This window comes from Bacillus sp. 196mf (assembly GCF_003217275.1).
GTDB lineage: Bacteria > Bacillota > Bacilli > Bacillales > Bacillaceae_G > Bacillus_A > Bacillus_A thuringiensis_S.
The window spans coordinates 1-13,140 of sequence record NZ_QJTG01000009.1; the positions used below are offsets into that span (position 1 = coordinate 1).

Genomic DNA, 13,140 nt, shown 5'->3' on the forward strand with positions numbered 1-13,140 from the left:
GAATTATCAATCTTTATATACGCGGGAGGACTTTTTTATGGTGATCTATAAGGATAAAGAACGAGGAACCTATTTCTTTGTTGTCAGAGTCCGTCAATTTGATGGTACTCAAAAGCAAGTAAAGCGTCGTGGGTTTAAAACGAAAAAGGAAGCACGTGAAGCGGAAGCGAAGATGTTAGTTGAAAAAGAAACAAACTCCAGTTTAACATTTGCTCAAGTTGCAGATAGCTATTTTGATTGGTATTGCCAGAGGAGGAAGGAATCTTCAATAGTCACTATTCGAAATGTTATTTACAATCACTTAGTACCCGAATTTGGAAAGATAAAGATAGATCATATCGTACCGAAACATATCATGAATTATCAAAACAAAGTTATAAATACATACTCAGCTAAACATCTAAAGAAGATTCATGCCGTACTATCTGCGATATTTAATTTTTCAATTAAATTTCATGGTCTTACGAATAACCCCGCAAGAATTACAGGTAATTTTGAAAAAGAATCCAATAAACGAATGAATTTCTGGGAATTTGAAGAGTACAAACAATTTATTTCTGTCGTGAACGAACTGTTATATAAAGCCTTTTTTTCTACGCTTTATTATAGTGGTGCCAGAAAAGGGGAATTGTTGGCTTTAACTTGGGAGGATATTAATTTTTCTGACAAAACAATTGACATTAATAAAACTGAATTTGAAAGAAAAACAACAAAGCCAAAAACAAAAGCATCTAATCGAATAATTATGTTACCAACATGCTGCATTCAATTATTAGAAGAATTAAAAAGAGAATACTCTAAAGAATTTTCTGTGAAAAATAATTACGTTGTATTTGGAAATTTTTATAACAGCATTGCTGTTTCCACTCTCCGTAGGAATTACCAAAAATATTTAAAGTTAGCAGTTGTCAAACCCATTTTACTTCATGAATTTAGGCATTCTCATGCATCTTATTTAATAAACAAAGGCGTTAGTCCACTTGTAGTAGCCCAACGCCTAGGTCATTCAAATGTATCAACTACACTGAATACTTATAGTCATTTATATCCATCAAAACAGGCGGAAGTAGTTGCGTTCATGGAGAATGATTTGATATAATTATTCCCAAAACGTTACCATCAATCCATAAATCATTGCTACAACTTATTTAAACGAGAAGTTAACCTTCTGGTTCAGTTTGGTTTTGCGCGTTTCCTTGCGTTACAACACTTGTTTTACTCGCATTTCCCTCATCATATTTGACATTTTTAACTGCAAAATAAATAAGAAAATGTCCAGCACCTAAAATACATAATAAGTAAGGTAAACTTTTTTCAGGTGGAAAGAATAGTACAGCACATAAAAAACTTAAAATGGAACAGATTCTTCCGGCGTTTAACCACAGCTCCCGAACAACGACATATTCCACACGCCATTCTCTCGCATTTTTCGCTCTACCAATTACGTCATATGTCATTGATCCATACGGAACAAGTAAAATAGGATATGCAATCGCAATACATGCCGCATAAATAAGTAATTTCGTGTATGTAACATTGAAAATAACTAAAAAGACGACAGCATATAAAATAATGCCTCCAAGTAAAATTGCTTTTTTTCGCCACTCCTTCTTTAACATACGAGCAACTAAGTAATAACATACAAAGGATACAGCAGAGTTCACTAAACTATATTTCCCTAATGCGAACTCACTATTAGTTGCTAAATAAACATATACTGAAATGACAAAAATAAACGTTCCTTCTCTCAATCCTTGGAAAAAATGAGCTCGTGTAATCTTTCCCCAGTTTTTATCAATCCGTCGTTCTTTCAATACTTGCACGATTTCATAACGCCCTTCACATTCTCTTTTAGATAAAAAGAAGCTTAAGACGACAGCAATTGCAAATAGAACTAATGAAAGAAAGAATATAACAGTATAACCACTCCATTTCTCCATACGTGAAATTGTGTATCCTGCTGCTATTGGTCCGATCATCCCAGAGAAGGATGTAAGAAGTCCAAGAAACCCATTAAAGAAATCTCTTGTTTCTGGTTCTGTAATTTCAAATGTCAATAAGTTAAAAGCCAACCAGTAAAAACCGTATCCTACTCCTAAAAGAGCCCCCATTAATAAAATATACTGAGAAGCACTTTTCCCCGCTACTAAGACAACAATAAAAAAAATTGCGAGCGTTCCTACTCCTATTCGTAATAAAATCGAGCGATCGATACGTTTCGCTAATTTTCCCCCTACAAGAAATGTGAGAGGCTGTAATATAACGCTGGCCAAATTATACAAGCCAAGATTCACATAATTTTGTGTTTGTTTCCATAAATAAATATTTACAAACGTATTCGATAAAGAAATTGCGAGCGTGTATAAACCTCCTATAAGGAGCAATAACACTAAATCCCGATTCACTTCAACGTCACCAATTATATGTTTCCACTTCATACACAACTCTCCTTTACTTCATGTTCTAGTCTTCCAAAGACAAGCCCAATTATGTAAAAGGAAAGCATAGAAAAAAGCTAGGGGTTCTCCCCTAGCTTTTTTCTATATTTATTACAATTATTTTGCTTCTTGGTAACGTTTTTCAGCAGCGTTCCAATCTACAACGTTCCAGAATGCACCGATGTAGTCTGGACGACGGTTTTGGTAGTTTAAGTAGTAAGCATGCTCCCAAACATCTAAACCGATAACTGGCGTTTTACCTTCAGTTAAAGGAGAATCTTGGTTTGGAGTGCTTGTTACTTCTAGCTCACCATTGTTTACTACTAACCAAGCCCAACCAGAACCGAAGCGAGTTGCGCCAGCTTTTGCGAATTCTTCTTTGAATGCATCGAAGCTACCGAATTTTGCTTCAATTGCAGTTGCAAGTTCACCTACAGGTTGTCCTCCGCCGTTTGGAGATAGGATTGTCCAGAAGAATGTATGGTTAGCATGTCCGCCACCATTGTTACGTACTGCTGTACGGATTGCTTCTGGTACTTCGTTTAAGTTTGCAACTAATTCTTCTACGCTTTTGTCAGCTAATTCTGCATGACCTTCTAAAGCAGCGTTTAAGTTTGTAATGTACGTGTTGTGATGTTTTGTATGATGGATGTTCATTGTTTCTTTGTCAAAGTGAGGCTCTAAAGCATCATACGCATAAGGTAAATTTGGTAATTCGTGTTTTGCCATTGTTATATTCCTCCCAGTTTATGTATTGCCACTTAAGTGACATACAACTTCATTCTACCCTAATTGCCATAGGGTGCAAACAAATAAATCACATTGTCTTGCTATCATTAAAGTAGCAAAATTCCCACTTCTTTTCAATTAAAATGCTCATATATTCCGTAAAAAAAGCTTCCTTCTACAAGGAAGCTTCCTGCTAACATAATAAACATGCGAAATGGATATGGACCCTGTAGGACTCGAACCTACGACCGGACGGTTATGAGCCGTCTGCTCTAACCAGCTGAGCTAAGGGTCCACAATTATGTATGTAACAACATATCAAATAAAGGAATTCCTATCGGATATGCCCTTTAAGAAATGTAAGATAAATTTACCATATAGAAAAGAAAAGTGTCAATTGTATTTTTCTTATTTAAAAGAAGAAAGTTAATAAAAAGAAATTTAGTTATCTCCACTATATGTAAATATAATATATCTTGAGATTCTCTAGATTCCTACGTTACAATGATTTTATACATACATAAAGGAAGTGAATCTATGTCCATATTTACCCAATTCGTAAAAAGCATATACTCGCCTAAAGATATGGCGCTATTCCGTTTTCAAAAAATCGGTAAAACCATTTTGTATATTATGCTACTTTGCTTAATTACTACTATTCCAAGAACTTTTTTGTACGGTAGTTTTATCCAAGATGGTGTAGGCATGGTAAATCAAGTCATCGATAAAGATTTACCTGATTTTAAAATTGAAAATGGCGAACTAAAAGCCGATATTGATCAGCCTATTGAAAAAGAAGAAGGAAATGCACTTTTCGTATTTGATCCAAATTCAACAGACCTAGAAAAATATCAAAATAAAACAGGTTTATTTGTTTTAAAAGATAAAGTAGTCTCTATGGGAAATGGTCAAACACAAACGTATTCTTATAACGATTTGTTAGGTGCATCTCTTGAGAAAAAAGATCTACAAGAATTTATTTCTTTATTCGATAATATTTATCCAATTTTATTATTTGTTATTGGATTCTTAGTGTACCTATTCCAATTATTCATCACTTTTGTAGGCGTGACTTTACTTGCGTTCATCGGTTCTGCTATGAGCGGTCAACGTAAACTATCCTATAAACAAGTTTGGACACTAACTGCATACAGCTACACAATCCCAACCATTTTCTTCATGATTATGGATTTATTCAAAATCGTCGTACCTGGCGCAACATTCATTTATATCGCTGTTGTTTTAATCGTTCTATACTTAACGATTAAAGAGGTACCCCAACCGAAAGAAAAATAAAAAAATGCCTAAATAGGCATTTTTTTTTTGGACAAGCATATATTCCTAGCAAAGGAGTGAAGAATATGAAGAGGTTAGGTATATTTCTATTCGTGCTTGTTCTCGGTTATATATTTTATTACGATATAAAAATCGGTACTTTACCGATGTTAAGTTCATATAAAAAAACAACTGCTGCCCAAACGATTAAAAAAGAAAACACAGACAGCCAACAAAATAAAGAGAATAAAACAGAAAAAGAAACGGATACATCTTATAAAACAATTGAAGTAAAAACTGGCGAGACAATTCTTTCTATTACAGAACAAATTAACAAGAAAAAAATTCCTTCCATAGAAAAAGTCATTGACGACTTTAAACAATTAAACAAAAGTACATCTGCTACAAAAATACAAATTGGAAAGTCTTATAAATTCCCGTTATATCAATAAGCCATCACTTAATCCTTGTCAATTACATAAAGGCGCTGATACAATAGTAAAAGTGAAACCGAGCACTTCGGTTTCTATAGCCCTATATCACGTATACTATCATTGATATGAGGGACTAAATAAGAAACTTCTTTTATAAGGAGAGCGATCTATTCGTGAATGAAATGACTCATCGTACAAAAACACGTCCAGTTAAAGTCGGTAATTTAACAATTGGCGGTAATAATGAATTAATTATACAAAGTATGACAACAACAAAAACACATGATGTTGAAGCAACAGTTGCTGAAATCAAGCGTTTAGAAGAAGCTGGCTGTCAAGTCGTCCGCGTTGCCGTTCCAGATGAACGCGCAGCTAATGCTATTGCTGATATAAAAAAACAAATCAACATTCCACTTGTTGCTGATATTCATTTTGATTATCGCCTTGCTTTAAAAGCAATTGAAGGTGGCATTGATAAAGTACGTATCAATCCAGGTAATATTGGTCGTCGCCATAAAGTAGAAGCTGTTGTAAATGCAGCAAAAGAGCGCGGTATTCCAATCCGTATTGGTGTAAACGCTGGTTCATTAGAGCGCCACATTTTAGAAAAGTACGGATACCCAACTGCTGATGGTATGGTTGAGAGCGCGCTACATCATATTAAAATTTTAGAGGACTTAGATTTCCACGATATTATCGTATCTATGAAAGCCTCTGATGTTAACTTAGCAATCGAAGCATACGAGAAAGCTGCTCGCGCTTTTGATTACCCATTACATTTAGGTATTACAGAATCTGGAACATTGTTTGCTGGAACTGTAAAAAGTGCCGCTGGTCTTGGAGCAATCTTAAGTAAAGGCATCGGAAATACACTACGTATTTCATTAAGTGCTGATCCAGTTGAAGAAGTAAAAGTTGCTCGTGAATTATTAAAATCATTCGGTCTTGCGTCTAACGCAGCGACACTTATCTCTTGTCCAACTTGTGGTCGTATTGAAATCGATTTAATTAGCATCGCTAACGAAGTGGAAGAATACATCTCTACACTTCAAGTACCAATTAAAGTTGCAGTACTTGGTTGCGCTGTAAATGGTCCTGGTGAAGCTCGTGAAGCTGATATCGGTATTGCTGGTGCACGTGGAGAGGGATTATTATTCCGTAAAGGGCAAGTCGTTCGTAAAGTACCAGAAGAAACAATGGTAGAAGAACTGAAAAAAGAAATCGACGTAATTGCTGCTGAAATGGCTGCTGAACGAGAAAAAGAAAAAGAGACACAAGAACAATAAAAAGAAGGTTGCCACAATATTTGTGAGCAACCTTCTTTTCTACGTAAAAAAGCTCGTCAGTTATATAACCGACGAGCTTTTACTTTGCACATTTTGGACAACGACCATATATTTCAAACTTATGACCCGTTACTTCATAACCAGTAAAATCTTTATTCATAAAATCCATTGGGCAGGAAGTAATCTCTTTCGTCCCACCACAATCCAAACAAATAAAATGATGATGATGTTCCATAATAGAACAAGTGAAACGAAAATGTTTTTCACCATTTAATTCCGTTTGTTCTAAAACACCAATCTCAGCAAAAACTGTTAAGTTACGATAAATCGTATCAAAACTAAGCCCTGGATAATCGTCTTTCATATGCTCTAAAACGTCTTTCGCAGTTAAATAACGATTATGTGCTGCAAATAATCTGAGCATCTCTTCTCTTTTTCCAGTATGTTTGTATCCTTTTTCCTTCATTAGGCGTAAAGCTTCTGTTAGATTCATACCTATCCCTACTTTATGCAGTTTTTTTCTTCTTCCATAAAATCGCACCGATTAAAATAAGAACTGCTATCATAACAATTGTACCACCTGGTGCTAGATCAAGTTGATACGAAGCAAACATTCCACCAATTACTGCAATTTCACCAAATAAAATGGAAAAGAAAATTGTTTGTTTAAATCCTTTAGCAATACGAATACTTGCTGCAACTGGTAACGTCATTAATGATGATACGAGAAGAACCCCTACTACACGCATTGATACTGCAATGACAAGAGCAACTAATATAATGAAAATAAAGTGAATCCATTTCGCTCTTAAACCAGTTGATACTGCGTATTCCTCATCAAATGATAGTAGAAACAGCTCTTTATATAATAAAATAATTGTCGCAACAACAACAATTGCTACAATCCCAATAATAATTAAATCCGTACTTGTTACAGCACTGACACTACCAAATAAATAACTAAATAAGTCTGTGTTAAATCCATTTGCAAGTGAAATGAAAATAACTCCAACTCCCATCCCTGCCGAAAGGATAATCGGAATTGCTAATTCTTGATAGTGCTTATATACAGTTCTTAACTTTTCGATTAATAGCGCTCCACCAATTGAAAAAACCATCCCCATATATAAGGGGTTTAAAAACCCACCTGTAAAAATGGTTTTTTCAAGTAATAAACTTGCTGCAATACCTGATAACGTCACGTGACTTAATGCATCCGCAATAAGAGATAAACGACGAATAACAACAAACACACCTATTAGTGGTGCAACAAGTCCAATTAAAATACCTGCGTATAAAGAATTACGTAAAAAGTCATATTGTAAAAAATCTTGTATCATTATATCCTCCCGTGATGCTCATGTTCGTGTTCTAAACGATGAACATGATGTCCATATAAGACGGACATTTCTGCATCTTCTAACTCTCGGAACTTCTCTACATTTCCATGGAAATGTAGATGTTGGTTTAGGCATGCAACATGTGTTACTTTTTCGGTAACAGCTCCCATATCATGAGTAACAAGAATTAATGTGATCCCGAGCCTTTTGTTTAAATCCTCTAATATTTCGTAAAAACTTTCCACATTTTTTACATCGATTCCAACAGTAGGCTCGTCTAAAATAAGCAATTCAGGATCACTAACGAGCGCACGAGCAATAAATACACGCTGTTGCTGTCCACCAGAAAGCTCTCCAATATTACGACCTTGAAACTCACTCATCCCTACATCAGCAATTGCTTTTTCTACCTTTTTCTTATCCTCTTTTGTGAAAAAGCGAAAAAGCCCTTTTTTCGAAACAAGTCCCATTGACACAACTTCAGAAACAGTTGCTGGAAAACCAGAATTGAAACTATTTGCTTTTTGGGATACATAACCAACTTTATTCCATTCCTTAAACTTCTTACTATCAACGCCAAACACACGAATGCTTCCTTCTTTCGGCTTTAAAACGCCTAATAAACACTTAAGTAAAGTTGATTTACCTGAACCATTCGGTCCCACTAAACCTAAAAAAGCTCCCTTCGGAACTTGCAAATTAATATTTTCTAACACATTCCGATCTTCGTATCGGAATGTTAAACCTTCAATCTCTAATATATTATTCATAGCATCTCACCTATTTTAATTCAGAATGATTCCGATTTATATCTATTTGAATTATAGTACAGCTTATTATAGTTGTAAACCAATCTGCCTAAAATATATCTATTTTTTCAAGAAACCTTACTATTATAACAAAAAGCAGAGAAAAATTCTCTGCTTTCGAAAAATATTCCTATATACGTTTAGTGAATAGCCGATTTAAACTTACCACCATTTGTCTCTTGCGTGCTCATAATCGTAACAAACGCATTTTCATCAATTTCATGCACAATTGACTTTAACTTCGTCACTTCTAGACGCGTTACAACTGCATAAATAACTTCTTTTTCTTTATCTGTATAACCACCTTTTGCTACAAGCTTTGTAGTTCCACGGCCGAGTCGATGTAAAATCGCATTTGATACTTCCTCATATTGATCAGATACAATTAAAACTGCTTTCGTTTCATCTAGCCCTTGAATTACTGTATCGATCGTTTTAAATGCAATATAGTACGTCATAACAGAATACATCGCTTGTTCCACACCAAACACAAATGCTGCCCATGCAAAAATAAATAAGTTCACAAACATTACGAATTCACCAACAGAGAACGGTAATTTCTTCGTTAATAAAATCCCCATAATTTCAGTTCCATCTAACGATCCACCATGACGAATTACAAGTCCTACACCAAGACCTAAAATAAGACCACCAAACACAGTCGCTAAAATAGGCTCTGTTGTAAACGGTGGCACCGCATGTAACGTTGACTCAATGAATGCTAACGCTACAATACCAAATGCCGAAGATAACATGAATGTTTTTCCAATTTGCTTATAACCCGAATACATAAATGGGATATTGAGAACAACGACTAAAGTAGAAAAACTTAACCACCAAATATTAGGAGTAAGGTAATCTAATATAAGAGAAATACCAATAATTCCACCATCAATAATTTTATTTGGCATTAAAAATAGTTCAATCGCTACCGCTGCGCATGCTGCCCCAAAAATAATCATAACTAAACGATAAATGAGATGAATAACACTTTCTTTTCGATGTTGCTTTTGCTCCATAGGTCCTCCCTTTACTCTTTTTCTGTAGTTTTGTCCTTATATTATAACATACGCTCCTTTTCCTCATGAAAAAAGAAACTCTATACGAATATGTACAAGCTATATGCTCATATATTTCGATAGAAGAACGCCTGAAGGAGGATAACAAGATGAACCTCATTAAACAAATTGTTAATAAAAAATTAAATCATATTTCTACAAAAGAGTTATTAAAATATAGCAAAGAATATGAAGTTTCTATTACGACTGCACAAGCTGACCAAATCGTTTTACTTATGAAAGGTAAAAATATTAATATTTACGATAACAACGAGCGACTAGAGCTCTTAAAACAGATTGCAAAAGTAACTTCCCCTGCCACTGCCCAACAAGTAAATACATTATTTCAGCAATTACTAAAATAAGGAGGGGAAATCCCCTCCTTATTGCGCTTTAATTTTTTCAAGAAGCCCTTCATCAAAAGTACCGTTTTTCAGCATTTCGATTTCCAATTTGTATGGTGGCTTCTTATCTTTTTTATCTTCCCCTACATACGGTGTTTCAAGAATTTTTGGTACATGCATTAACTGTGGATGATGTACAATGTGATGCAATGCTTTATACCCAATGTGACCAAATCCGATGTTTTCATGACGGTCTTTTCCTGCTCCGCGTACATTTTTACTATCATTAATATGAAGTACTTGTAAACGATCTATACCAACGATCTTATCAAATTCGTTTAATACACCGTCAAAGTCATTTACAATATCATATCCTGCATCGTGCGTATGACACGTATCAAAGCATACAGATAGCTTTTCATTATATTTTACGCCATCAATGATCTTTGCAATTTCTTCAAAGCTACGACCACATTCTGTTCCTTTTCCTGCCATCGTCTCTAACGCAATGTTAACCGTCTGTTCTGGCGTTAGTACTTCATTAAGCCCTTTAATAATTTGTTGAATACCAGCATCTGCTCCAGCACCAACGTGCGCTCCTGGGTGAAGAACAATTTGTTTCGCTACACCTAATGCCGATGTTCTTTCAATTTCCATACGAAGGAAGTCTACACCTAATTGGAATGTTTCTGGCTTCGTCGTATTCCCAACATTAATAATATACGGCGCATGGACGATAATTTCCTCAATACCATTCAGCTCCATATGTTTTCTTCCTGCTTCTATGTTCAATTCTTCAATTGGTTTTCTTCGTGTATTTTGCGGTGCACCTGTATAAATCATAAACGTTGTTGCACCGTATGAAACAGCCTCTTCACTTGCTGCTAATAACATGTTCTTACCACTCATGGAAACATGAGATCCAATCTTTAACATACAATCACCTCTTCAATATACAATAGATATAATGATAGCATAATTTGTAGAAATATGTAGTGAATTGTTTGTTCATAAAAGACGCACTACACAAATTTATATGAGTATTTAAACAGACTATACTCTTCATTTAAATTAGCGGGATTAAAAAAAGATAAGGGAAACCCCTTATCTTTTTTTATTGCTATATTTTCTCTTCACTTTGTCACGTTCTGTTGCAAGTTTACGTTTATAGTTTGGTTTTACTTTTTTCGGTTTTTTAATAACTTTCGTTGCCATAACATCAAGTTCGTCATTTGGTTTTTTACGGCTCTTACGACGACGACGCTCACCTAAATCTGCCCACTCATCTCCGCGTAAATCTACATGTTTAAACTCGATATGACGTTGTTTTTCTAAGCTATCTAATGCTTCTTCGTTTGCTGGATCATAAATCGTCACTGCAATACCAGAATGCCCCGCACGTGCTGTTCTTCCAACGCGGTGAACGAAGAAATCTAAATCTGATGGTAGCTCATAGTTAATAACATGGCTAATTCCTTCAATATCAATACCACGTGCTGCTAAATCAGTCGCAACAATATATTGGAATTCAAGGTCACGAATTTGTTTCATCATTTTTTTACGATCACGTGGTGATAAATCCCCGTGAATTCGTCCAACTTTTAAGCCGCGTTCCATTAATCCATCAGCAACTTGATCTGCCATTTTTTTCGTATTCGTGAAAACAACTGCTAAATACGGTTTAAATTGAAGTAGCATTTTATTCACTAAATCAATTTTATTACGATGTTTAGAAGGCACTAAATAGTGTTCAATGTTTCCAGCTGCAACTTGTTTTGGATTGATATGAATATGCTCTGGATTCTCCATATATTTCTTCAGAAACGGTTTTAGTTTTTGAGGAATTGTTGCAGAGAAAACTAGCATTTGCAAGTTTTTAGGCATGCGTGCTGCAATTTTATCTACATCGTGAATGAATCCCATATCAAGCATTAAGTCAGCTTCATCGACAATAATCGTATTTGCTTTATGAACAAATAATGCTTGTTCTTCTACTAAGTCTTTAATACGTCCTGGTGTCCCGACTACGATATGAGGTTGTTTTTTCAACTTTTCAATTGAACGTTGTTTATCAGTTCCACCAATTAAACAACGCGCTGTAATCATTTGATCTTCCGCACAGAATTTTGTTAATTTCACAATCTCTTCGTAAATTTGTTGTGCTAACTCACGAGTAGGTGCTGTAATAACAAGTTGTACTTCTTCACGGCTTGCATTAATTCTGTTCAATGTAGGAAGTAAGTATGCATGTGTTTTCCCAGAACCTGTTTGGGATTGTCCAATTACACTTACACCTTTTTTCACGACCGGGAAAATTTTCTGCTGAATTCCTGTCGGCTCTGTAAAGCGTAGTTCACGAACTGCATCTATTAAAAATGGTTTAAAATCATACTGTGTAAAAGTTTGTTGTGTCATAAGTTACACCTTCTTTCTAAATTTCTACTGCGCGCACAAATCAGTCAAGTCTACATTATATCGAAATCTACAAGTAAAATCCATCTTTAGTTTAGGTTTTCCCTTCAAAAACTAACCTTCTTCCCCCTTATTGCATATTGTATGTGTATATACCTAACTGAAGAAAGGAGGATTTCTCACATGTTTCCAAAATCCCCTACAAGACAAATGTATCCAAATCAAGGGCAGCAACCTTATACACCATATCCAATTCCACAACTACCACCAATGGCACAAAAAAAGAAAGGGTTCCTTGCTAAACTCTTTAAAAAACACGATCCAACCGAACCTTACATGCAAATGGTTCCGCCTTATCGACAAATGGAAGGACCGCCACCAATGATGCACCAGCACCAGCAACCGCCACCTCAATATCGGCAACAATATCAACCCCAATATCAACAGCAATACCCACAGCAGTACTCACAGCAATATCAACCATACATGCAGCAGCATCCAGAGCAAATGATTCCCCCTCAAATGTACGAATCAAACGAAACGCGCGGCGGTGCAACAACTACAGCAGCATCCAGTAGCGGCATCGGCAGTTTTTTTGCGAATTTAATTTCGAATCCAACTAATATGATAAACAATATAGAAAAAGTATCCCAAGTCGTTCAATCTGTAAGCCCTGTCGTCGAACAGTACGGCCCTATTATGCGTAACCTACCAAGCATTGTTAAAATCCTCACCTCTGGAAAAAGTACGGAAGAAGATTCAACTAAAAATCAGGCTGAAGACATAACAGAAAAGGTTGAGGTAGCAACTCCACCTCCTCCACAAAAAAAAAGAAAAAGAAAAAAAATAGTGATTGAGCCAGTCATAGAAAAAGAATTACGAGAGGAGCCTGTTCAAAAAACAGCAACAAAACCAAAACTATATGTGTAACAATCCTTTGTTTTCTATCCACTCCTCCTTTATAATGTAAAAGACTATGCACAAAAGTATCCCTTGTTTAGAAGGAGAGGATTAC

Annotated in this window: 14 protein-coding genes and 1 tRNA gene; 6 read left to right on the plus strand and 9 right to left on the minus strand. The window is 35.4% G+C overall.

Annotated elements, in window-relative coordinates; all coding sequences use genetic code 11:
- The first annotated feature begins 37 nt into the window (after nt 1–37).
- Entirely contained in the window at nt 38–1,099 is a 1,062-nt protein-coding gene (locus tag ATL10_RS14520) for a tyrosine-type recombinase/integrase (protein WP_110497129.1), read from the plus strand.
- A gap of 61 nt (nt 1,100–1,160) precedes the next feature.
- Here ATL10_RS14520 and ATL10_RS14525 read toward each other — a convergent pair whose 3' ends face one another.
- The 3 genes from ATL10_RS14525 to ATL10_RS14535 all read right to left on the minus strand — a co-directional run bounded on the left by ATL10_RS14525 (nt 1,161) and on the right by ATL10_RS14535 (nt 3,462).
- The gene (locus ATL10_RS14525) at nt 1,161–2,438 is read right to left on the minus strand and encodes an MFS transporter (RefSeq protein WP_023523062.1); all 1,278 of its coding nucleotides are present in this window, start codon (nt 2,436–2,438) and stop codon (nt 1,161–1,163) included.
- A gap of 117 nt (nt 2,439–2,555) precedes the next feature.
- Nucleotides 2,556–3,167: a superoxide dismutase [Mn] gene (gene sodA, locus ATL10_RS14530; protein ID WP_001052031.1), complete on the minus strand. Its 612-nt coding sequence runs from the start codon at nt 3,165–3,167 to the stop codon at nt 2,556–2,558.
- Between the two features lie 221 nt (nt 3,168–3,388).
- Nucleotides 3,389–3,462 (minus strand) — tRNA-Ile (locus tag ATL10_RS14535).
- Nucleotides 3,463–3,704: 242 nt separating this feature from the next.
- Between ATL10_RS14535 and yqgB the strand changes: the two genes are divergently transcribed.
- The 3 genes from yqgB to ispG all read left to right on the plus strand — a co-directional run bounded on the left by yqgB (nt 3,705) and on the right by ispG (nt 6,162).
- Nucleotides 3,705–4,463, plus strand: coding sequence for a protein YqgB (gene yqgB / locus ATL10_RS14540; RefSeq protein WP_000021895.1), 759 nt, complete (start codon nt 3,705–3,707; stop codon nt 4,461–4,463).
- A 65-nt stretch (nt 4,464–4,528) separates the two neighbouring features.
- Nucleotides 4,529–4,894: a protein YqfZ gene (gene yqfZ, locus ATL10_RS14545; protein ID WP_110497081.1), complete on the plus strand. Its 366-nt coding sequence runs from the start codon at nt 4,529–4,531 to the stop codon at nt 4,892–4,894.
- Nucleotides 4,895–5,058: 164 nt separating this feature from the next.
- Complete coding sequence (gene ispG / locus ATL10_RS14550; protein WP_161114734.1) at nt 5,059–6,162, plus strand: flavodoxin-dependent (E)-4-hydroxy-3-methylbut-2-enyl-diphosphate synthase; 1,104 nt, start codon at nt 5,059–5,061, stop codon at nt 6,160–6,162.
- A 79-nt stretch (nt 6,163–6,241) separates the two neighbouring features.
- On the opposite strand, the gene ATL10_RS14555 is transcribed toward ispG, so the two are convergent.
- From ATL10_RS14555 to ATL10_RS14570, 4 genes are all read right to left on the minus strand, one after another.
- Nucleotides 6,242–6,655, minus strand: coding sequence for a Fur family transcriptional regulator (locus ATL10_RS14555; protein ID WP_001054516.1), 414 nt, complete (start codon nt 6,653–6,655; stop codon nt 6,242–6,244).
- Nucleotides 6,656–6,668: 13 nt separating this feature from the next.
- Nucleotides 6,669–7,502: a metal ABC transporter permease gene (locus ATL10_RS14560; RefSeq protein ID WP_000613817.1), complete on the minus strand. Its 834-nt coding sequence runs from the start codon at nt 7,500–7,502 to the stop codon at nt 6,669–6,671.
- Nucleotides 7,502–8,272 carry a metal ABC transporter ATP-binding protein gene (locus ATL10_RS14565; protein WP_001059662.1) on the minus strand — a complete coding sequence of 257 codons (771 nt, stop codon included), beginning with the start codon at nt 8,270–8,272 and terminating at the stop codon, nt 7,502–7,504. Before ATL10_RS14565 ends, ATL10_RS14560 begins: the two co-directional genes overlap by 1 nt.
- 179 nt (nt 8,273–8,451) lie before the next feature.
- Nucleotides 8,452–9,330: a YitT family protein gene (locus tag ATL10_RS14570; protein WP_000435960.1), complete on the minus strand. Its 879-nt coding sequence runs from the start codon at nt 9,328–9,330 to the stop codon at nt 8,452–8,454.
- A gap of 149 nt (nt 9,331–9,479) precedes the next feature.
- Here ATL10_RS14570 and ATL10_RS14575 point away from each other — a divergent pair, with 149 nt between their 5' ends.
- Nucleotides 9,480–9,734, plus strand: a complete 255-nt coding sequence (locus ATL10_RS14575; RefSeq protein WP_001048958.1) for a DUF2624 domain-containing protein — start codon at nt 9,480–9,482, stop codon at nt 9,732–9,734.
- Between the two features lie 18 nt (nt 9,735–9,752).
- Here the strand turns inward: ATL10_RS14575 and ATL10_RS14580 are convergent, their stop codons facing one another.
- Entirely contained in the window at nt 9,753–10,649 is an 897-nt protein-coding gene (locus tag ATL10_RS14580) for a deoxyribonuclease IV (RefSeq protein ID WP_000912471.1), read from the minus strand.
- A 168-nt stretch (nt 10,650–10,817) separates the two neighbouring features.
- The gene (locus tag ATL10_RS14585) at nt 10,818–12,128 is read right to left on the minus strand and encodes a DEAD/DEAH box helicase (RefSeq protein ID WP_000194023.1); all 1,311 of its coding nucleotides are present in this window, start codon (nt 12,126–12,128) and stop codon (nt 10,818–10,820) included.
- Nucleotides 12,129–12,308: 180 nt separating this feature from the next.
- Here ATL10_RS14585 and vrrA point away from each other — a divergent pair, with 180 nt between their 5' ends.
- Nucleotides 12,309–13,055, plus strand: a complete 747-nt coding sequence (gene vrrA, locus ATL10_RS14590; RefSeq protein ID WP_000484179.1) for a VrrA/YqfQ family protein — start codon at nt 12,309–12,311, stop codon at nt 13,053–13,055.
- Nucleotides 13,056–13,140: the final 85 nt, after the last annotated feature.